Here is a 20350-nt window from a genome sequence, read left to right as displayed (position 1 = left end):
TACTGCATGATTACTAAGAAAGAACAGGAGGCAAACGAGTTGAAGCATTTCAACAAGGCAGCTGGCAAGCTCAGCGCCGTGGCTCTGTCCGCGGGTGCTCTCGCTCTGTCGTGCCCGACGTATGCGTTCGCTTCCCAGGGAGGTGGCATCCAAGCCATTCTGCCTGAGATGAGCGAATTCATTCCTATGCTCGTCGCCTTCATTATTCTGTGGATCGTCCTGGCCAAGTTTGGCTGGCCCGTCTTCGACAAGATGCTTGAGAAGCGCGCGAACACCATTCGCGACGACCTCAAGAACGCTGAAGAAGCGCGCCAGGAAAGCGAGCGCGTGCTTGCTGAGTACCAGCAGCAGCTCGCTGAGGCCAAGGTTCAGGCTTCCAAGATCGTCGCCGACGCCAAGAAGGCCGGCGAAGACGTGAAGGCCGACATCACCGCCAAGGCGCAGGCAGAAGCCGCCGGCATGATTGAGAAGGCCCATGCGGCCATCGAGGCAGAGAAGAAGGCCGCTATCTCTGACCTTCAGGGTTCTGTCGCCGACCTCTCGATTAACGTCGCGGCCAAGCTCATCGGCAACGACTTGACCGATGACGAGCATCGCAAGATGATCGAGCGCTATGTCGCAGAGGCAGGTAGCTTCAATGCCAAATAATCGACTGCTCGCAAAAGAAGAGGTCGCGACCTATTCCGGCATGCTCCTCGACGCCGCCCTTGAGCAGGGTGGGGCAGAGCGCGTGCTTGAGGTTCGCGAGCAGCTGGATTTCGTGCTTCGCACCTACCGCGGCAACGCGGATTTGCGCGAGGCGCTTGGCAATCCGGCGTACTCCCCTGAGCAGCGACACACGTTGGCCGTCAACGTGTTCGATGGTATCGATCCTTTGGCCGTCAGCGTTATCGCTGTCATGGCTGAGCGTGGCGACCTCGACAAGCTTTCTTCTACCGTGAATGCGTACCGCAACGCGGCCGAGGAAAAGCTCGGCGTAGCGGTTGTCGATGTCACCACTGTGGTGGCTCTCGACGATCACCTGCGCGAGGTCATCACCGAGAAGCTCTCTGCTGATCTGGGTAAGAAGGTCGTGCTGCGCGAGCACATCGACGCTTCTATCCTGGGCGGCATCATTATGAGCACCAATGGAAAACGCATCGATGCAAGCGTTGCTTCCGAACTGGAACACGCGCGCATCGTGCTCAAAGAAGAAAACGATGGAGGTGAATGCTAGTGACTGAAATCACCGCGAAGTCTATCGACGAAGCGCTGCGCAAACAGCTGGAGTCCCTCGACACGAGCGTCGATGCACGCGAGGTCGGTACGGTCGTCCAGGTTGGCGACGGTATTGCTCGCGTCGACGGCTTGAAGGGCGCCATGGCCGGCGAGCTCCTCGAGTTTATTGGTGAGGGCGGCAAGACCGTGTACGGCTTGGCCCAGAACCTTGAGGAAGAGGAAGTCGGCGCTGTGCTCCTCGGCGATGTCACGGCAATCCGAGAGAACGATCAGGTTCGCACCACCGGCAAGATCATGGAAGTGCCTTCGGGCAAGGGTCTTCTCGGCCGCGTTGTGAACCCGCTTGGCATGCCCATCGACGGCAAAGGCCCCATTAAGGCCGACGGCTATCGCCCCGTCGAGTTCAAGGCTCCTGGCGTTATCAGCCGCAAGCCCGTGCATGAGCCCATGCAGACCGGTATCATCGCTGTTGACTCGATGATTCCTATCGGCCGTGGCCAGCGCGAGCTCATCATTGGCGACCGCCAGACCGGCAAGACTGCTATTGCTATCGATGCCATTATCAACCAGAAAGACAACGACATGATTTGCATCTATGTCGCTGTTGGCCAGAAGGCCTCTACGGTTGCCGGCATCATGGAGACCTTCGAGAAGTACGGCGTTATGGACAAGACGATTATCGTCGCCGCCACCGCCGCCGACTCGGCTCCGCTGCAGTACATCGCTCCTATGGCTGGTGCTGCAATGGGTGAGTACTTCGTCTACAACGGCGAAGACGGCAAGCCCGCTGGCCCCGAGAACCTCGGCCGCCACGTGCTTATCACCTATGACGACCTGACTAAGCAGGCTGTTGCTTACCGTCAGATGTCGTTGACCCTGCGTCGCCCGCCGGGACGCGAAGCTTACCCCGGCGACATCTTCTACCTGCATTCGCGCCTGCTGGAGCGTGCTGTGAAGATGAACGAGGAATACGGCCTCGGCTCCATGACGGCTCTGCCGATCATCGAGACGCAGGCAGGCGACGTGTCTGCATACATTCCGACCAACGTTATTTCTATTACCGACGGTCAGATTTACCTGCAGACCGACCTGTTCTATCAGGGCCAGCGCCCCGCTGTCGACGTCGGCATTTCGGTGTCCCGCGTTGGTGGCTCCGCGCAGACCAAGGCCGTCAAATCGGTTTCCGGTACTCTGCGCCTCGATCTTGCTGCATACCGCGAGCTCAAGGCGTTTACCCAGTTCGGTTCTGACCTGGACAAGTCTACCCAGGATCAGCTGAACCGCGGCGCCCGTATGACCGAGCTGCTCAAGCAGGGCCGCTACAGCACTCTTTCCTTCGAGGAAGAGGCCGTGGCTGTCTACGCTGGTGGCAAGGGCTTCCTGGACGACGTGCCGGTTTCTGACGTCGTGCGCTTCCGCAACGAGCTCATCGAGTTCCTGCGCGCAAGCCACGCTGACGTCCTGAAGAAGATTCACGACGATGCGAAATTCACCCCTGAAAGCGAAGCTGCGCTCAATGCCGCTATCGACGCTTTCAAGGCGCAATTCGTGGCGTAAGGAAGGCCCAAAATGCCTAACCTGCACGACATTGAAAAGCGCATCAAGTCGGTTTCTTCGACGAAGCAGATTACGCGCACCATGGAAATGGTCGCTGGTGCGAAGGTCAAATATGCCACTGAGCGTATTCAGACCTCTGCTCCTTACGCCGACTCCATGACCGAGATGCTGCAAGGCGTCGCGGCGCGCGTGCAGGCCAGCGAGAACCCCTTGCTGGAAAAGCGTGAGAGCGTAAAGCGTGTCCTGTGTGTGGCCGTGGTTTCCGACCGCGGCCTCGCAGGCGGCTTTAACTCGAACGTCCTGCGCACCGTCGAGAAGACGATTCGCGCGAAAAAGGCGCAGGGTGTCGAGGTGGACGTTATCGCCTGTGGCAAGAAGGCCGGTGGCTTCTTCAAATTCCGCGGCGTGACGCCGGTTCTTGATTTCAAGGACCTCTCCGCCGATCCGACGTTTGAAGAGGCGAGCGAGATCGCCGATTACGCTGTCAAGGCGTATGAGGAAGGCTCCGTCGACGAGGTCGTTCTGGTGTACAACCACTGCAAGAACGCGGCTGAGCAGGTGCTTCGTGAGGAAGTCATTCTGCCGGTCGATACCGAGGCTGTCGTTGCTGCGGCCGCCGAGGAAACCTCCGAGAATGCCGAAGTCTCCGCGAGCGTTGAGTTCGAACCCGAACCCGCCGATGTGCTCGCGCGTCTTCTGCCCGCTTACCTGCGCACGTCGATTTACCATGCGTTGATCGACTCTGCTGCTGGCGAGCAGGCCGCACGCCGCACGGCAATGCACTCGGCTACCGAGAACGCCAACGAGATGGTGGAAACGCTGTCGAGAGTGTATAACCGCGTACGTCAAGGCGCCATCACCACAGAGATCTCCGAGATCGTTGGTGGCGCTGCAGCTTTGGAGGATTAAATGGCTGACGAGAGAATGCTTACCAAAGCGGAACTCGATGCCAGCAAGGGTGCCACCGGTCGCATTGTGCGTATCGTCGGCCCTGTTGTTGACGTCGAATTCCCTGCGGATCAGCTGCCGGCGATTTATAACGCGCTGACGGTTGATGCGAAAACCCCCGCCGGCGAAATGCACGTTGTTCTGGAAGTTGAAACTATGCTTCCTGGCAACCTCGTGCGTTCCGTCGCAATGAGCTCTACCGACGGCCTGGTGCGTGGCACCGAGGTCGTTGACACGGGTCATCCGATTATGATGCCCGTTGGCCCTGAGACCCTTGGCCGCATTTGGAACGTCATCGGCGAGCCCGTCGATGAGAAGCCGATGCCCGAGGTTTCTGGCTACATGCCGATTCACCGCCCTGCGCCTGAATACGATACCCTGTCCACGAAGACCGAAATCTTCGAGACGGGCATCAAGGCTATCGACCTTATCGAGCCCTTCATCAAGGGTGGTAAGACTGGTCTGTTTGGCGGCGCTGGCGTTGGCAAGACCGTTATCATCCAGGAGCTCATTAACAACCTGGCGCAGGAGCACGGCGGCACGTCCGTCTTTACCGGCGTCGGTGAGCGTACCCGTGAGGGTACCGACCTGTACCTGGAGATGAGCGATTCTGGCGTTATCAACAAGACCTGCTTGGTCTACGGCCAGATGAACGAGCCTCCGGGAGCGCGTCTGCGCGTCGGCCTGGCTGGCCTGACCGAGGCGGAGTACTTCCGCGATCAGGGCCAGGACGTTCTGTTGTTCGTTGACAACATCTTCCGCTTCACCCAGGCGGGCTCTGAGGTTTCGGCTCTGCTCGGCCGTATGCCTTCCGCCGTTGGTTACCAGCCCACGCTGGCTACCGAGATGGGCGACCTGCAGGAGCGCATTACTTCTACCTCTACGGGCTCCATTACGTCCGTTCAGGCTGTTTACGTTCCCGCTGACGACTTGACCGACCCCGCGCCGGCCACGACGTTTACCCACCTGGATGCGAAGACCGTTCTGTCTCGTTCCATCGCCGAGCTGGGTATTTACCCCGCCGTCGACCCGCTGGAGTCCACCTCTCGCGCCCTTGAGCCTGCTATCGTTGGCGAAGAGCACTACCGCGTGGCTACCGGCATCCAGGAGCTTCTGCAGAACTACAAAGACCTGCAGGACATCATCGCTATTCTGGGTATGGACGAACTTACTGAAGAGCAGAAGCTCACGGTTTCCCGTGCGCGTAAGGCTCAGCAGTTCTTCGGCCAGTGCTTCCACGTTGCGACCCAGTTCACGGGCCTGCCGGGCAAGTACGTCAAGATGGAAGACACCGTTCGTTCCTTCGCTGCCATTCTCGACGGCGAGTGCGACGAGATTCCGGAGCAGTGCTTCCGCCTGAAGGGTGGCATCGACGACGTGTACGCCGAGTACGAAGCCATGAAGAAGGACGAGGCATAAGCGATGACGAAATTTGCCTGCGATATCGTGACGCCTGAGGCGAAGTTCTACTCCGACGAGGTCCACTTCGTCGTGGTGCCCGGATCCGAAGGCGAAATGGGTTTCCTCTACGACCATGTGCCCTTGGTCTCGACGCTCGCGGACGGCGTTGTCCGCGTCCAAAAAGACGAAGGCGGCCCCTTCAAGGAATTTGCCGTTGAAGGCGGTTATGTGCAAGTGAGCGGTGACAAAGTCATCATTCTTGCCGACAAGGCCGAAGAGAAATAGCATCCATTGCATCTCTGAAAAGCCGATCCCATATGGGTCGGCTTTTTTTGTTTGTCGAACGGTGCGTTGGACGGTGCGAAGCGATGGACGCGGTTGTCTTTTCTGCGGGAGTCGCTTGTTTCCTCCGTTGGTATTCGGCTGAATTGGTCGTTATCTTTTGCCAGGTTGAGCCCAATTACTTTAAGTGCCTTCTAGCCAATTTTTGGTTTCTGTGGTTGTATTAATACGATTACGCATCTGCAATGTATTCGAACCACGCGTAAGGAGGGCTTATGGCTCTGTCTCATTTTGCTTATGTGCGCCGCAATGTCATTTCGAGCGGCGTTACGGTTGCTATGGCGGCGACGATGGCATTTCCCGCCGTTGCGCTTGCCGATTCCACCAATGGCTCTGAAGAAGATTCAGCGGCTTCTCGCTCTGCCAGCTTGGAGTCTGGCGTTTCAGTCGACGAAACTGACGCCAACTCGGCAGGGGAGTTGCAAACCAACTATGTGGCCGAGACAACCGGCGTGCAGGTGAATAAGGAAGACTATTATTCCGAAGAAGGCTCTCCCGAGGCGCTTATTTCGCTGTTTTCGATGGGGAGATCCGCGTCGGGTTTGCGCCCTGTGAACCTGAGCAGCGATGTAACGTATTTCGGCGCCTATGAGGGCGGCAGCTATGCTCAGACCTTGAGCTCGGGCGACGGATTCCATGCGGTTGGCTATTATCAGTTCGACAATCGCTACGGTTTGCTCGATTTCATCCGCGCGGTGTATGCATACGACCCATCGAAATACTCGATGTTTGAGCAGTTCAATTATATTGCCGATTCGACCTTCAAAGCCGATAATGCCATGCGTCAAAACGGCCAATTCACAGCGCTCGGCGTTGCCTTGAATTCTTCCTGGAAAGCCGCATATGCGGCCGATGCCGAGGAATTCTCTCGTTTGCAAGATGGCTGGGAATATATCAAGTACATCGAGCCCGCGCTTGACTATCTTGATTCTCGTGGAATCGACATTTATAGCCGTGCCGATGCCGTTCAGGGCCTTTGCGCGAGCTTGTGCAACCTTTTTGGCCTCTCTGGATGGCATAAATTTGTCGGAGGGTATTCCGATGGGTATGACTGGAACGGCTTCTACAATAGCTGGAAATATTGGGACGGTTGCGGCCTGAACAACGATATGACCGATGCCGAGTTCGTGAGTACTCTGTGCGACTATGTCGTCGAGAATGTTGGCGTGTTCTACAAGGGTCAGCCTCAATATCATCAGGGTTGGCAGAACCGCTACAAGCGCGAGAAGGCTCAATGCCTCGCGATGATTGCCGAGCATGGCGATACCCATGTGAAAGCGGAAGATGCGACCGAGCCCGATCAGGATGGCTCTCTTGGCGGTGGTTCTTCGTCGAATGAGGGTTCTGAGTCGAGCGGCAATGGCTCTACGGCTGCTGGGGACGCCAATGGTTCAGCTTCGAGCAATGCGCCCTCGAACGGAAGTGTTGAGTCGAATGGCGGGAACGTGAGTGCGGGTAGCGCTGGCTCCACTTCTGGCGATACGGCGAATTCGGGCAGCGTTGGCAGCGGGGCGAGCGCGGGAACGTCGGGCGGCCAAGGCTCCATCTCAAGTGGAGCCGGCAATGCGGTTGGTGACGGCTCCAACGGCAACGGCAATTCTGGCGCGGCTGCAGGTTCGGGTGCGTCGTCGGGATCTGGTTCGATTTTAGGTGAGGTCGCTGGCTCAGGATCTGTTCCCGGCTCTGGTGCGGCTTCTGACGGTTCGAATGCATCGACCGAAGCAGGTGGAAGCAATGGTGCGTCCATTGATACGGGCAACAATGCTTCAAGCGACGCATCCCAGAATGGCGCCTTGGGAGGAGAGGGGGAGGCACCGAGCGATGGCTCTTCCGATGATTCTCATGAGAATAATGCCGGCGTTGCTCAAGACGGACAGAAGGGCGACGGCGATTCCCTGAGCCTCGCTAAGGCATTAGGCAATGAGTCCGATGCTGGAGCTTCGAAGACGGCGTCCGACGCTTCTCAAGGCGATCAGGCAGCTGTCAACCAGGCAGAGCAGGGCGATAGAATCTCTCAAACCAACGACAGCATGAAAGGCCTCATTATCGCGATGGCCGCGATTGCCGTTGCGGCGCTTTCGGTCATCGGCGTTGTTGTTTTCCGAATGACCCATCGCAGGGACGATCGTTAGAGGCAGTTCCTCACCGATCAAGTAAAAAGCCGGGCTCGTGATATGACGAGCTCGGCTTTTTTGCTTTCGAAAACCTGTTAAACGCTACGAGCATTTAGCACGAACAGGTTCTTGGCAGGTTGTCGATAGCGTTCTGTTGGGATTCGTCAGACGATGATGTGATAATCGTGCAACGTTTTGACGCCTGCCTTGAAGTGTATTGGGATTGCGATGAAGGCAGGGCGGTGCGAGCATGCTATGACATTTTGCGGAAGTCGCGCATGAGCTCCTGACGGTTTGCCTGCGCTGTTTTCTTCAGGATGTTGTGCACATGCACTTTAACGGTCGACGCGGCAAGGCTGAGCTCTCCCGCGATGTTTTGGTTGTCTTTGCCTTCGAGCACCATGCGAAGCACTTCGGTTTCGCGCGCGGAAAGGCCATAGTGTTGTGCATAGCCTGCAAGACCGGCGTTAATGAATGCTCCCACGCGGCCCTCAGCTTCGGCGGGGGGCTTTACGAAATGAATCGAAAGCAGCTTATAGCAGGAAGCGCCAATAAATGCCGCCATCCATAGCATAAGGGCGTTTTCCGCGAAGTTGCGTTCGGGAAAAAACGGTACTGCGCCCGATTCGACCAACACGGGGTCGATATAGAACAGGAAGAGGACGTTTTCGATAAGCACGGCGGCTCCCAGCACGAGCACGCCAGCATACCCAATGCGATGGCGCCACATGCGTTCGCGCAGCGCGTCGCTTCGTCCCATATATCGAACCGCGATGTAGGCCATTATCCAAAGCAGATAGAGCGTGCGCATGCCGTAAAACACGAAGAGGTGCGTGTTGCCTGATGGCATAAATGCGTAGACGGCCAAGCTTGCGATGACGAACACGACGGCAGGCGCGATTTGCAGTGCGCGGCGTTGCTCGTCGAGCGCGTCGCATACCATGAGCCAGAAAGCCGTGAACAGCCCACAGCCCGTAACGATCGAGGCGACTTGCGATCCAATGAAATACACCGATTCGGGCATGGTGCCTGTGGAGTTTACCGTGAAGTCATCCAAGAAGACGAGCGCCACATCGAAGAAGTAAAACAGAAAGCCAATGCAAGCGAAGCCAAGATACTTGCGATGCGTGACCAAAAATGTTGACAAGCACATCGCCGACGTCATGATGCTCACCAGCAAAATGATAAGCGTGTAATAGAACAGAACGACCAAACCCATGGTTGCCCCCTTTTCACGGTGCTAGTTTCCCCTACAACCATTGTAGACCTCTCTGGCTGGGTATGAGTCGAGGATTATGTGAGGTGTATTTACTGACCTGGGTAAACGGTATGCTACACCCAAGATATACCCCCTCTGCACCAGAGTTATACGTAGCCAAATCGTTACTTTCCTCGATACACTCGCGCCAGAGAGAGGGGCGTTGGGCGCCATACGGGTGCGAGCCCCACGTCATAAGGAGGAACTATGGCAGAAGAGGCAGTGGCCACGCCGGTGGGAAACGGCGCGGCTGACGGAAAGCCGAAGAAGAAGCATAAGCTCAGCTTCCCTACGGCATTTACGATCCTGTTCGTAATCACCATTCTCGCAGTTATCGCAACGTGGTTTATTCCCGCGGGCGCCTATTCCAAGGTCGCCTACGTCGCCGACTCGGGCGTGTTCCAGATCACCGAGCCCGATGGCAACGTTCGTACTATTGAAGGCACGGCTGAGGCATTCCATTCCGATCCCGAACTCGCCGGCATGGAGATCGATGTCAATCAGTTCCTGAACGGCGCTATCACCAAGGCAATTTCTGTTCCCGGTACCTACACCGAGCTCGAGTCTCAGCCCATGGGTGTTGCCGACGTCTTCACCTCGATGGTCAATGGTACTATCAACGGCGTTGACATTATGGTCTTCATTTTGGTTCTTGGTGGCTTGATCGGCGTTGTGAACGCATCCGGCGCTTTCGAGAGTGGCTTGGTCGCGCTCACGAAGAAGACGAAGGGTCGCGAGTTCGCGCTCGTATTCCTCGTGGCCGCGCTCATGGTTTTGGGCGGCACCACCTGCGGTCTCGAAGAAGAGGCTGTTGCGTTCTACCCGATTCTGGTGCCTATCTTCTTGGCATTGGGCTATGACTCCATCGTCTGCGTTGGCGCTATCTTCCTCGCAGGCTCCATGGGCACCACGTTCTCGACGATCAACCCGTTCTCGGTCGTTATCGCTTCGAATGCTGCCGGCGTTATCTGGACCGAAGGCATCATGTGGCGCGTTATCGGCTGCGTCGTTGGCGCTATCGTCGTTATCTCCTACCTGTATTGGTACTGCAAGAAGGTCAAGGCGAACCCCGAGTTCAGCTACACCTATGAAGACCGTGAGAAGTTCGCCAAGCTCTATGCTACGCATGACCCCGATTCTGACAACATTCCTGCGTTCGACTGGAAGCGCAAGGTCATTCTGGTGCTCTTCGTCATGGCATTCGTTATCATGGTTTGGGGCGTTGTGACTCAGGGCTGGTGGTTCCCGCAGATGGCCGCTTCGTTCCTCACTGTCGCCATCATCTGCATGTTCCTGTGCGGCCTTGACGAGAAGACCGTTACCGAGGCATTCATTAATGGCGCTTCGAGCCTGGTTGGCGTTTCGCTCATCATCGGTCTCGCACGTGGCGTTAACCTGATTATGGAGAACGGCCTGATTTCTGACACGCTTCTGTACTGGGCTTCCAACGCAGTTGCCGGTATGTCTGGCCCGCTGTTCATCCTCATGATGATGGTCATGTTCTTCCTGCTCGGCTTCATCGTTCCCTCTTCTTCGGGCCTGGCCGTGCTCGCAATGCCGATTCTGGCGCCGCTCGCCGACACCGTTGGCATCGACCGTTCCATCGTTGTTTCCGCTTACAACTGGGGCCAGTATGCAATGCTCTACCTCGCACCTACGGGCCTGGTCATGGCAACTCTGACCATGCTCGACATGAAGTACTCCCATTGGGTGAAGTTCGTTCTCCCGATGGTTGGATTCCTGTTCGTGTTCGGTGGCGCCCTGCTCGTTATCCAGGTTATGGTTGGCGCCTAACCACGGTATATCCTTATCGCCCGCGGCAGCTCAACCACGCGCGGCGAGTCGCCATACGTCCCCGCCACGGGACGATTGAAGCCGCCCTTTCCCCTGGGCGGCTTCTTTCTTTTCGGAAGGGGATCGCGGCCGTGTTCTCGGGCATTCGTCTTGGGTTCACGGCCGCTTTGCTTTTGAGGCTACTCGACGATCGTCATTTCGGGATTGTCCTTCGTGACGATTCCCTTTGCCGCCACTTCCGCGCCCAGGAAACGGCGCATCAAATCGGCGAACTCGTCGAGCGCGGCATGCAATTCGGGCAGGCGCGCGCCATCGACGCATTCAATAACGAGAATTGCGTTGCGGGAATCGTCGGTGAGCTCGGTGCGCTGCCCATCGCGCCAATTGAAGCATCGACATACGGCTCCTTCTTCGTCGTAGTAACAAAGCTCGCCTGGCAGGGTGGGGGCGTTTTCCTCTTCGCCAATGGGAAGGAACGACTTGCCTCCCTCTTCATCGATTCCCAAGTGGAAGTCGCCCACAAAAGCGTCGATGTTTTCTCCACCAACGGGCAGGGCGTACTTCAGCGAAATGGCATTGTAAATGTCGACCGATGGAGTGATTGAGCCCACTGGATTGCCCTTCAACACGCGTTTGAGCAGGTTTTCGATGGAGCAGCGTGCCCCTTTCTTGGTTTTGAAGAGCTGGTATGCTCGACGCCATACGGCCACGACCTCGTTTTCGGAAATAGTGTTGCTCGTAAGGTGTTGGTTCGCCGTCGCATTCGCCTCATTGAGGATGCTCGCAATGGCTGCCTTGTCTTCGCTGGATACTTCGTCGGCGGTTTTCATGGCACGCACGACCATAATCCCGATTGAAGCTTCCGGCAGAATTTCCCAAAATGAGGGTTCTGCAATAAATTTCTGCATGGCTCGTCCTTTCTGTATCCGTATCGCGCTACGGAATTCGATGCGGCCTTCCTAGGCTGCTGTTCCTTTGAAAACAAAAGCACTCGGGCCAATCGCGGCTTCAAAGGCCTAACGTCGCGATTGATCCGAGTGCTCGGTTTCCCACCCGGCGGCGGGATGTTTTCCAATTTGTGGCGCACTGTATCAAAAATGGGATAGCTTCGCAAGATTCATGGCCATTGGAGAGTACAATATCCAAGCGTGATCGGGCCTGCTGTTTGTTGGCGTTCGTTCTGCGTCGAAGCCTGTCTGCGTTTCGTTTTTTTTGCATGCGCTGGCTTGGGCGAGATGGGCGGCAGAGGGCACGCCCCGCTTTCCAGAGCAACTTTGCTCGATTGCGCTGCTCGCCATGGTTGAAAGGAGTTCCGTTATGAAAAACTATCCAATGCAATATGCCGACCGTGAGATATCCGTCGAAGACGCGCTCGAGGTTCTCGACGAAGGGGAGTTCATCACCGTGGCGACTGTTGACGACGATAGCATGCCATATTGCGTGCCGTTGTCGTATGTGGTTGAGCGTGGTTGGGGCTCTGTTGAAGGTGCAGGCGAGGGCGAGGAGCCTGTGTGCCGCATCTATATTCATACGACGAAGAATGACGGGCATAAGATGGCCGACTGGCGGCGCGACGCTCGCGTGTGGGGCAGCGTGGCGTGTGAAGTCGAGCCGTGCTACGAAGAGACGTTCTTTTCCACGCGCTTTGCGAGCGCGATGGTTGCGGGTCGCATTCGTCACGTCGAGAGCTCGCTTGCGGTGCGCAAGATGCTCGTAGCGTTGTGCATGAAATACATGCCTTCCGAAAAGCACGAGATTGGTGGCGCGATTGAACGCGAATTCGATATCACTGATGTTTGGTGCATCGATGTGGAGCGCATCACGGGCAAGGCTGGTCGACGCAAGCCGAAAGCGTAGGGCTTTGGATGAACGCTGCTTCGGAATGCAGTACGAATGGATCGAATTGGTGTGTGGACTCGGGGCAACATGGCGCTTCTAAGCTAGAGCGCGATTTTTGAGCGACATAAGGCTTGTGGGCGTGGGTGCCGTTTAGAGGCAAGAGCGCGGTTTTCGGCTGCGATCCTGTGGTTTCGTAAGTCGCTCGAAACCTGTTAAACGCTACGAGCATTTAACAGGTTTTCTGTGCGGCCTGTGGCTCTTGCGCTCGCTGGGTTGCTATGATAAAACTAGGTTATAGAAAACGACCATTTGTTCGTAAATATACGGAAGGGGTAGGGCTGCATGGCTTTCGTCCATTTGCATAACCATACCGAATATTCCATGCTCGACGGTGCCACCAAAATTAAAGACATGGTGCGCCGCGCGGCGGATCTTGACATGCCCGCCGTGGCTATTACCGACCATGGCGTCATGTGCGGCGTGCCCGAACTGTGCGATGCGTGCGAGGCGGTGGAAAAAGAAACCGGCAAGAAGGTCAAGCCCATCTACGGATGCGAAATTTACTTTACCGAAGACCCTGAAATCGGTTCGAAGGTGAAGTCGCGTTTGTATCATATGGTGCTGCTCGCGAAAAACAACGTGGGCTATCACAACTTGCTGCACCTTGTGAGCGAATCGCATTGCGACAACTTTTATTACAAGCCACGTACCACATTCGACATGCTGAAGAAATACGCCGAGGGCTGCATTGCTTCAAGCGCGTGTATCGCAGGCATTATTCCGCGCTGCATTGATGCGCGTGATTTTGAAGGTGCCGAGCAGTGGGCTCGCAAGCTCGCTTCGCTATACGAGCCGGGTGATTTCTACATCGAGCTGCAAGACCAGGGCATTACCACTAACGGCGGTATGAGCCAGCGCGAGATGAATGGGCATTTGACCGACATTGCGAATAAACTCGGCTTGAAGACCATCGCGACGAACGACTTCCATTACCTTCGCCGCGAAGATGCTCGTGCGCAAGATCTGATGCTATGCATTGGCACGGGTTCGCTCATGGACGATGAGAACCGCATGCGCTTCGCGAACGATCAGTTCTATATGAAGACCGAAGAGGAAATGCGCGAAGCGTTGCGAGATTTCCCCGAGGCGTGCGATACCACGGTGGAGGTTGCTGAGAAATGCAATGTTGTGCTTGAGCGCGATTCCATTCTGCCGCGCTTTCCCCTGCCTCCGGGATACACCGAAGAAACGCTGTTCCGCAAGGAATGCGAAGATGGCCTGAAGCGCCGCTATGGCGAACCCATTCCGAAAGACGCATGGGATCGCTATATGTACGAGGCGGGCGTTATTATTCAGCAGGGCTTCCCTGCATACTTCCTCATTGTCCAGGAATACATTCGCTGGGCGCGAGAGAACGGCATTGCCGTAGGCCCGGGCCGTGGCTCGGCCGCAGGCGCTATTTGCACGTATGCCATGGGCATTACCGACCTTGATCCCTTGCCGAACGGCTTGCTGTTTGAGCGCTTCCTGTCGCCCGAACGCGTTGAGATGCCTGATATCGACGTCGACTTCGAGGACGAGCGACGCCAGGAAGTCATTGAACATATCAAGGATTTCTATGGCGAAGACCACGTGTCGGGCGTTATCACGTTCGGCAAGCTGCAGGCGAAGAACGCCATTCGCGACGCGGCTCGCGTGCTTGGCCAGCCTTATAGCGTGGGCGACCGATTGTGCAAAATGGTCGGCGACGAATTGGGCATCACGATCGACAAGGCGCTCGATGCGAATCCCGATTTTAAGAAGGCTTACGACGAGGAGCCCGAAACCAAAGAAGTCGTCGACGCTGCACGCTCGATTGAAGGCAATGTGCGCGGCGAGGGTGTGCACGCATGCGCGACTATTATTTGCCGCGATCCCATGGCCGATCATGTTCCCATGAAGCGCGATACCAAAGGTGGCGGCATTATTACGCAATATGACGGTCACTATACGCCTGACCTGGGTTTGCTGAAGATGGACTTCTTGGGTCTGCGTACGTTGGGCGTGCTTGCGCGCGCGTGCCGCAACGTGAAAGAGCGTTATGGCATCGAGCTTATTCCCGAGCAGATTCCTACCGAAGACCCGAAGGCTTTCGAGCTTATGCGATCGGGCAATATGGACGGCTTGTTCCAGGTTGAGGGTGCGTTGTATGTGAGCTTGTTTGGCAGGCTCCCACCGCACCGTTTCTCGGACATCGTCGCATCGATTGCGTTGAACCGCCCGGGCCCGCTCGAGTCTGGCATGGTTGACGACTATATCAAGGTCGCGAGCGGCAAAACCGCCGTGCATTATTACGACGAGCGCCTGCGCCCGGTTTTGGAAGAAACTTATGGCACCATGGTCTACCAAGAGCAGATCATGCAGGTGTCTATGGTCATGAGCGGCTTCTCGGCAGGCAAGGCCGACAAGCTGCGTAAGGCTATGGGCAAGAAAAAGCTCGACGTCATGATGAAGCTGAAAGACGACTGGTGCAATGGCGCTGTCGAAAACGGCTATTCGCTCGAGATCGCCAACCAAATTTGGTCTGATGCCGAGAAGTTCGCGAAGTACGCGTTCAACAAATCGCACTCTGCCGCATATGCGATTCTCGTTATGCGCACGGCGTATTTGAAGTCGCACTACCCGAACGAATATATGGCCGCAGTGTTGTCGAGCTACATGGGCAACGCCGACAAGCTTATTAAATACATCGCGAGCTGCACGCATTCGGGCATTCCCGTTTTGCCGCCCGACGTGAACTCTTCGAACCTGGAATTCACGCCGCTTGACGAGGGCATTCGCTTCGGCTTGGCCGGCGTGCGCGGCGTTGGTGGCGCGGTTGCCGAAGCTATTATCGCCGAGCGTGAGGCAAATGGTCCGTTTACGAGTTTGCACGACTTCGTGAACCGACTCGATACGAAGTGCTACAACCGTAAAACGCTGGAAGCGCTCATTAAGTCGGGCGCGTTCGATTCGACCGGATACACGCGTAAGCAGCTCATGTATTTCATTGAGCAAACGCCGCTTCTAGAAAGCGCGTCGAAGCGTCAGAAAGACCGCGACGCGGGGCAGGTGAGCATGTTCGACATGTTCGCGGCCGATGACGATTCGGGCTTCGCTGAAGACATTCCCGCACCCGATGGTGTTGAGTGGGATAAGCGCACGCTTTTGTCGTACGAGAAAGAGATTCTGAAGATTTACGTCTCGGACCACCCGCTGCGGCAATACGAGGCGGCCTTGCGTCGCATCACGAAGTTCCGCCTGGGCGATTTGGCTGAGCATAACGGCGATATTCCGTCGGCGACGTTCGCGGGCCTTATTACGAGCGTGCAGGTCAAGCTCACTAAAAAGGGCAAGAAAATGGCGAACTTCGTGTTGGAGGATACGTCGGGCCATTGCGAAGGCGTGTGCTTCAAGTACGACGATTTCGCCGATGCTCTCGAACAGGACGCCATCGTGAAAGTGCGCGGCAAGTTTGAGCACTCTGACCGCGGTGACCAGATTATGGCATTCGAGGTGGAGCGCTTGGCGTTCGACGCGTCGCAAATGGGGCCAAGCCAGCTCGAGATTCGTCTTTGGGCGAGCGAGATGAACGCATTGCGTTCCCAGCAGCTGCAACAGATTTTGCGTAGTCATCCGGGTGACGATGCGGTGGTATTGTTCATTCGCCAAGCAGATGGGCGTAAATTCCGTGCTGAGCTGCCTATCAAGGTCGACTTGACGAAGAATATCATCTATTCCGAGTTGCTCGATTTGTTTGGGCGCAAGGTATGGGGATCGAGCGCCGCATAGGGCATACGAAAAAAGAGGAGGGCAATGCCTTCCTCTTTTTTCGTCCCGAAGCCGCCGAGGGCGGCATGGCGAAGCAAGGACCACGGCTTGCTACCGCTCGCTTCGCTCGCTTTGCGCTCGCCTGGCCTCGTTTAGCTTTAGACAAAGATAAAGATTGAACTCGGACGGTCCTTGCTCCGCCATGCCGCCCTCGGCGGCTTCGGGGCCGGGCGCGGACGTTGGTGGTTAGAGCGTTCCGTTGCGGCGCGCTTCTTCGACTTCGGCGATGGCGTCGGCGGGGGAGTACTCGCAGGTTCCGTCGCCGACTTTCAGCACTTCGAGGGCGTCTCCCGGCTTGACTGTGCCGCCTTGGAGCACGACGCCGAAAATGCCTTCACGTGGGAAGATGCAATCGCCCGCGAGATAGTAAATGGCGCACCGCGTGTGGCACACTTTGCCAATTTGCGAGATCTCGATAATCACGTCTTCGCCGATTTTGACCTGGGTGCCCATGGGCATGTGCATTACGTCGATGCCTTCGGTGCAGAAGTTCTCGGCGAAATCGCCTTCTTTCACATCGAGTCCCATAGCTTGGGCGCGCTCAATGGATTCCCAGGCAAGAAGTGAGACTTGGCGATGCCAATCGCTCGAGGCGTGCGCGTCGTTTTTCACCCCGAAATGTGCGACGACTTCAACGCCCTCGGGGATAGGTTCTTTGCGTGTTCCTTTGCGCTTTGAGATGCATGTTGCACGAATGACGCCTTTTTGACCTACTTCCGTTTTAATGTTGGGTTCCGGGACGAAGTTTTTGCCATCGATATACTCATGAATATCGATAGATCCTGCAGGTGCGGTCGTGCGTGAGCGCGATTTGGATGGCTCGTTGTTTTCGGTCATGATTCCCCCTTGCGAATATGCTCAGTCCAGTATAAAAGTTAGAAACCAATCAATGCAATAGGATTAATAGGATGATGCCGTCTTGTTCTCATTCGTACTCTTTCGTCTTGCCTCGGCACATGACGCTCGGGTGCGTCCGTGAATGGCTTCCGAACGCTGGAATGTCGGGGGCTGGCTTTTTCGGTATACTTCTGCGGTTGGATTTTGATAGGAGCTCGCTGTGTCTCAATGCGATCATATTGCTGAAACTGAACCTGCTGTCACGGGTGCCCCCGATGCTGCCGCGCGTGCGGAAATGCGCGCGAAGCGTGTGGAGGACGCTCTTGCCGCTGGACTTTCTCATACGGTTTCGTTGACGCTCGGCTATGAGGGTTCGGGCTTTGCGGGGTATGCCCGTCAGGCGGAAACGCACATCAAGACGGTGCAAGGGGAGCTCGAGTCGGTTCTCTCTATGCTCTATAAGCGCGACGTTCCCATCGTTTGCGCGGGACGAACCGACGCGGGCGTGCATGCTCGAGGGCAGGTCGTAAGTTTTGACGTGTCGGAAGATGAGTTCCAATCGCGATCATTCCGTGGACTGCAGCGTTCACTTAATGCCCTGGTCGATGAGGCGATTTCGATTTCTTCGATCGATGAACGTCCGCTCGGTTTTTCCGCTCGATTTGACGCGTTGTGGCGCGAATACCACTATCACATTTGCACGAACACGGCCCGTCCGGTGCTCATTGCGCCTATCGCGTGGCATTTGGGTGGCGCGAAGCTTGATGTCGATGCGATGAACGAGGCCTGTTCGCACCTCATTGGCGAGCATGATTTCAAGAGTTTTTGTATGGCGGCTTCGGCGGTTGGCAAACCAACGCATCGTGACGTTATTGAACTTTCGGTGTACCCCGAGGTTATCGCCGGCACCGAAGTCGTGACCATTCGGGTGGTGGGCAACGCTTTCCTGCATTCCATGGTGCGCACGATGGTTGGAACGCTTGTGGAGGTCGGCCGTGGGAGCAAGTCGCCTGCATGGGTGGGCGATGTGCTGGCGGCGTGCGACAGGCGGGCGGCGGGCCAAAATGCGCCTGCGGCTGGTTTGGTGTTCTGGAAGGTTGAATACCCCGAAGACATGCGGCCTCTTCGCGGTTAATCGTGCAGCGAGGGAGTCGGCGATTTTCCCAATGCATATCGTGCTTTTGGCCGGCTCCGCTTTCGTTCACTTGCATGGCGCTTTCGGGTGGCGATTTCTTCCAGCGCTCGAGAGCTTTGCTCGTTGTGCGAACAGTGTTTTTAAAACATTGGCATATCTCGTTTCAGAATGCGGCACAAAAGCGGTGGTTCTGTGGTGCATTGTGCCGTCTACGAGAAAAACCCGATAGTTGGAGGGTTTTTCCGAAAGCTGATTTAGAATATCGCCTTAAGTCTTTTGGCCCCATGCGACGCCACGCGCTAGGGTCCAATTCATTTCGATAGAAGAAAGAACGCGGGCATGCCACGTGCCTGCGCGCCGCACGTGCGGCGGGAGGAACCTTATGTCAGAAACTACAAAATCACGTGCAACGTGGTCGGGCAAGCTTGCCTTCGTGTTGTCTGCAGCCGCTTCCGCGGTTGGCTTGGGCAGCATGTGGCGCTTTCCCTATTTGGCGGCGAAATACGGCGGCGGCACGTTTTTGCTCATGTACTTCGTTTTCGTGTTCACCATTGGCTTGGCGTTGCTGCTGCTTGAAACGTCGCTTGGCCGCAAGACGGGCCAGAGCTCTATCGGGGCATTCAAAGCATTTGGCAAGAAGTATGCGTTCATTGGCATTTTCATGTCGGCGGTGCCGTTTATTATCGTGCCGTATTACTGCGTAATTGGCGGTTGGGTCACGAAATACCTGTTCGGTTATATCGTGACTGCTCCTGAGGCGCTTGCCGACGGCGGCAACTATTTTTCGGGTTTCATTACTTCCGGCGCTGAGAGCATCATCTTCATGCTCATTTTCATGGCTTTGACGTATTTCATCGTCGCGCTTGGTGTGAACAAGGGCATCGAGAAGGCGAATCTCATCATGATGCCCGCCCTTATCGTGATGGCTGCTGCCGTTGCGATTTACGCGCTCACTCTGCCGGGTGCTATGGACGGTCTTGCGTACTATTTGATTCCCGATTTCAGCAAGTTTTCGCCTGAATTGATTATTTCCGCGCTTGGACAGACGTTCTTCACTCTGTCACTCGCTATGGGCATTATGGTGACGTATGGTTCCTATTTGCAGAAGTCTACGAAGCTCACGTCGTCGGTTTCTCAAATCGCGGGCACCACGTTTGGCGTTTCGCTGCTCGCGGGTCTCATGATCGTTCCCGCTACGTTTGCCGCGCTTGGTTCGGGCGATGCTGTGGCTCAGAACTCCGGCCCGTCGCTTATGTTCATCATTCTGCCTCAGGTGTTCGAAAACCTTGGCGGCGCAGCGACTATCATAGGCGTCGTGTTTTTCGTGCTCGTTTTGTTCGCGGCTCTTACGAGCTCGCTTTCGCTCGTTGAAACCTGCACGTCTATTATTTCCGACGGCGCTGGCTGGTCTCGCAAGCGCTCGCTTATCGTGACTATCGTGTACGTGACGCTCATGGGCGTGCTCGTGAACCTGGGCTACAGCTCGCTGTCGTTCATTCAGCCGATGGGCGAGGGCTCGAGCATCCTCGATTTGCTCGACTTCATCTCCAACTCGGTGATGATGCCTATCGCTGCGCTTCTTACCTGCGTTTTCGTGGGCTGGATTATCAAGCCCCAAACGCTCATCGACGAGGTGCGCGTGTCGGCTCGTTTCCGTCTGGCCAATGTGTGGTCGGTTGTTATTAAATACATCGCGCCTGTGATGCTCGTGGTTATTCTGATCGCGTATGTCGCTCAGACCATGGGTCTATTCAGCATGTAGCCGATCAGCTTCCCGCTCGCTTAAGGGGCCTGCTTGCTTCGTTTCCGTTCGCTTATCTGGCGATTGGGGCGAGGCGAGCAGGCCTTTTAATTTTCTGGGCGAGCGCCGTACGGAGCGTCCTTTTCATAAGCGCGTAAGTCTATGCCGTATTTGAATGGTTCGGCCGCCGTAGGTTGATTTTCATTGTTAGCCGAACACTCGTGCCGTAACCGGCGTTTTCGCAGTTAGCAGGACGGGCGTGCAAACGCCCGTCCTGCGTCTTCCCAGGTCGATATGGCTCCAATCTCGGTCGATCG

15 protein-coding genes are annotated in these 20350 nt (G+C 56.2%); 12 read left to right on the top strand and 3 right to left on the bottom strand.

Translation table 11 applies throughout. The features are described 5' to 3' along the window. Window positions 1-6: 6 nt before the first annotated feature. The 7 genes from atpF (at window position 7) to DMP05_RS05950 (ending at window position 7598) form a co-directional block, all read left to right on the top strand. Window positions 7-648 (top strand): F0F1 ATP synthase subunit B, encoded by a 642-nt coding sequence (atpF, locus tag DMP05_RS05985; RefSeq protein ID WP_123219598.1) that lies wholly within the window; start codon window positions 7-9, stop codon window positions 646-648. Next, window positions 638-1216, top strand: coding sequence for an ATP synthase F1 subunit delta (atpH, locus tag DMP05_RS05980; protein ID WP_114615390.1), 579 nt, complete (start codon window positions 638-640; stop codon window positions 1214-1216). The genes atpF and atpH overlap by 11 nt, the downstream gene beginning before the upstream one ends. After that, the gene (gene atpA, locus DMP05_RS05975; protein ID WP_183907127.1) at window positions 1210-2775 is read left to right on the top strand and encodes a F0F1 ATP synthase subunit alpha; all 1566 of its coding nucleotides are present in this window, start codon (window positions 1210-1212) and stop codon (window positions 2773-2775) included. Before atpH ends, atpA begins: the two co-directional genes overlap by 7 nt. 12 nt (window positions 2776-2787) lie before the next feature. Continuing rightward, window positions 2788-3684 (top strand): ATP synthase F1 subunit gamma, encoded by an 897-nt coding sequence (gene atpG, locus DMP05_RS05970; protein WP_114615388.1) that lies wholly within the window; start codon window positions 2788-2790, stop codon window positions 3682-3684. Next, window positions 3685-5142 (top strand): F0F1 ATP synthase subunit beta, encoded by a 1458-nt coding sequence (atpD, locus tag DMP05_RS05965; protein ID WP_123219596.1) that lies wholly within the window; start codon window positions 3685-3687, stop codon window positions 5140-5142. A gap of 3 nt (window positions 5143-5145) precedes the next feature. Further along, entirely contained in the window at window positions 5146-5409 is a 264-nt protein-coding gene (atpC, locus tag DMP05_RS05960) for an ATP synthase F1 subunit epsilon (protein ID WP_114615386.1), read from the top strand. A gap of 272 nt (window positions 5410-5681) precedes the next feature. Then, window positions 5682-7598 (top strand): VgrG-related protein, encoded by a 1917-nt coding sequence (locus tag DMP05_RS05950; RefSeq protein ID WP_123219594.1) that lies wholly within the window; start codon window positions 5682-5684, stop codon window positions 7596-7598. 235 nt (window positions 7599-7833) lie between these two features. Here DMP05_RS05950 and DMP05_RS05945 read toward each other — a convergent pair whose 3' ends face one another. Then, a complete protein-coding gene (locus DMP05_RS05945) occupies window positions 7834-8799 on the bottom strand; it encodes a helix-turn-helix transcriptional regulator (RefSeq protein ID WP_123219593.1) in 966 nt (321 codons plus the stop codon). Window positions 8800-9045: 246 nt separating this feature from the next. Between DMP05_RS05945 and DMP05_RS05940 the strand changes: the two genes are divergently transcribed. Next, the gene (locus DMP05_RS05940) at window positions 9046-10632 is read left to right on the top strand and encodes a YfcC family protein (protein ID WP_123219592.1); all 1587 of its coding nucleotides are present in this window, start codon (window positions 9046-9048) and stop codon (window positions 10630-10632) included. Between the two features lie 179 nt (window positions 10633-10811). Here DMP05_RS05940 and DMP05_RS05935 read toward each other — a convergent pair whose 3' ends face one another. Next, window positions 10812-11540, bottom strand: a complete 729-nt coding sequence (locus DMP05_RS05935; RefSeq protein WP_114615382.1) for a B3/B4 domain-containing protein — start codon at window positions 11538-11540, stop codon at window positions 10812-10814. Window positions 11541-11949: 409 nt separating this feature from the next. Here DMP05_RS05935 and DMP05_RS05930 point away from each other — a divergent pair, with 409 nt between their 5' ends. Both DMP05_RS05930 and dnaE read left to right on the top strand, forming a co-directional pair. Beyond that, window positions 11950-12489 carry a pyridoxamine 5'-phosphate oxidase family protein gene (locus DMP05_RS05930; protein ID WP_123219591.1) on the top strand — a complete coding sequence of 180 codons (540 nt, stop codon included), beginning with the start codon at window positions 11950-11952 and terminating at the stop codon, window positions 12487-12489. Between the two features lie 324 nt (window positions 12490-12813). Further along, window positions 12814-16281, top strand: coding sequence for a DNA polymerase III subunit alpha (gene dnaE, locus DMP05_RS05925; RefSeq protein ID WP_123219590.1), 3468 nt, complete (start codon window positions 12814-12816; stop codon window positions 16279-16281). A gap of 225 nt (window positions 16282-16506) precedes the next feature. Here dnaE and DMP05_RS05915 read toward each other — a convergent pair whose 3' ends face one another. Beyond that, entirely contained in the window at window positions 16507-17157 is a 651-nt protein-coding gene (locus DMP05_RS05915) for an MOSC domain-containing protein (protein WP_244595073.1), read from the bottom strand. A 220-nt stretch (window positions 17158-17377) separates the two neighbouring features. Here DMP05_RS05915 and truA point away from each other — a divergent pair, with 220 nt between their 5' ends. Then, a complete protein-coding gene (gene truA / locus DMP05_RS05910; RefSeq protein ID WP_244595072.1) occupies window positions 17378-18292 on the top strand; it encodes a tRNA pseudouridine(38-40) synthase TruA in 915 nt (304 codons plus the stop codon). A gap of 382 nt (window positions 18293-18674) precedes the next feature. Beyond that, entirely contained in the window at window positions 18675-20054 is a 1380-nt protein-coding gene (locus DMP05_RS05905; protein ID WP_123219588.1) for a sodium-dependent transporter, read from the top strand. Window positions 20055-20350: the final 296 nt, after the last annotated feature.

This window comes from Slackia isoflavoniconvertens (assembly GCF_003725955.1).
Classification (GTDB): domain Bacteria; phylum Actinomycetota; class Coriobacteriia; order Coriobacteriales; family Eggerthellaceae; genus Slackia; species Slackia isoflavoniconvertens.
This window is presented reverse-complemented; position numbering and strand designations above follow the sequence as displayed.

What these genes read in the sequence shown, in the direction of transcription:
- atpC (WP_114615386.1), top strand. Translation starts at nt 5,146, where the DNA reads ATGACGAAATTTGCCTGCGATATCGTGACGCCTGAGGCGAAGTTCTAC.
- atpF (WP_123219598.1), top strand. Translation starts at nt 7, where the DNA reads ATGATTACTAAGAAAGAACAGGAGGCAAACGAGTTGAAGCATTTCAAC.
- DMP05_RS05950 (WP_123219594.1), top strand. Translation starts at nt 5,682, where the DNA reads ATGGCTCTGTCTCATTTTGCTTATGTGCGCCGCAATGTCATTTCGAGC.
- atpD (WP_123219596.1), top strand. Translation starts at nt 3,685, where the DNA reads ATGGCTGACGAGAGAATGCTTACCAAAGCGGAACTCGATGCCAGCAAG.
- atpH (WP_114615390.1), top strand. Translation starts at nt 638, where the DNA reads ATGCCAAATAATCGACTGCTCGCAAAAGAAGAGGTCGCGACCTATTCC.
- DMP05_RS05945 (WP_123219593.1), bottom strand. Translation starts at nt 8,799, where the DNA reads ATGGGTTTGGTCGTTCTGTTCTATTACACGCTTATCATTTTGCTGGTG.
- DMP05_RS05930 (WP_123219591.1), top strand. Translation starts at nt 11,950, where the DNA reads ATGAAAAACTATCCAATGCAATATGCCGACCGTGAGATATCCGTCGAA.
- DMP05_RS05905 (WP_123219588.1), top strand. Translation starts at nt 18,675, where the DNA reads ATGTCAGAAACTACAAAATCACGTGCAACGTGGTCGGGCAAGCTTGCC.
- dnaE (WP_123219590.1), top strand. Translation starts at nt 12,814, where the DNA reads ATGGCTTTCGTCCATTTGCATAACCATACCGAATATTCCATGCTCGAC.
- DMP05_RS05935 (WP_114615382.1), bottom strand. Translation starts at nt 11,540, where the DNA reads ATGCAGAAATTTATTGCAGAACCCTCATTTTGGGAAATTCTGCCGGAA.
- atpG (WP_114615388.1), top strand. Translation starts at nt 2,788, where the DNA reads ATGCCTAACCTGCACGACATTGAAAAGCGCATCAAGTCGGTTTCTTCG.
- atpA (WP_183907127.1), top strand. Translation starts at nt 1,210, where the DNA reads ATGCTAGTGACTGAAATCACCGCGAAGTCTATCGACGAAGCGCTGCGC.
- DMP05_RS05940 (WP_123219592.1), top strand. Translation starts at nt 9,046, where the DNA reads ATGGCAGAAGAGGCAGTGGCCACGCCGGTGGGAAACGGCGCGGCTGAC.
- DMP05_RS05915 (WP_244595073.1), bottom strand. Translation starts at nt 17,157, where the DNA reads ATGACCGAAAACAACGAGCCATCCAAATCGCGCTCACGCACGACCGCA.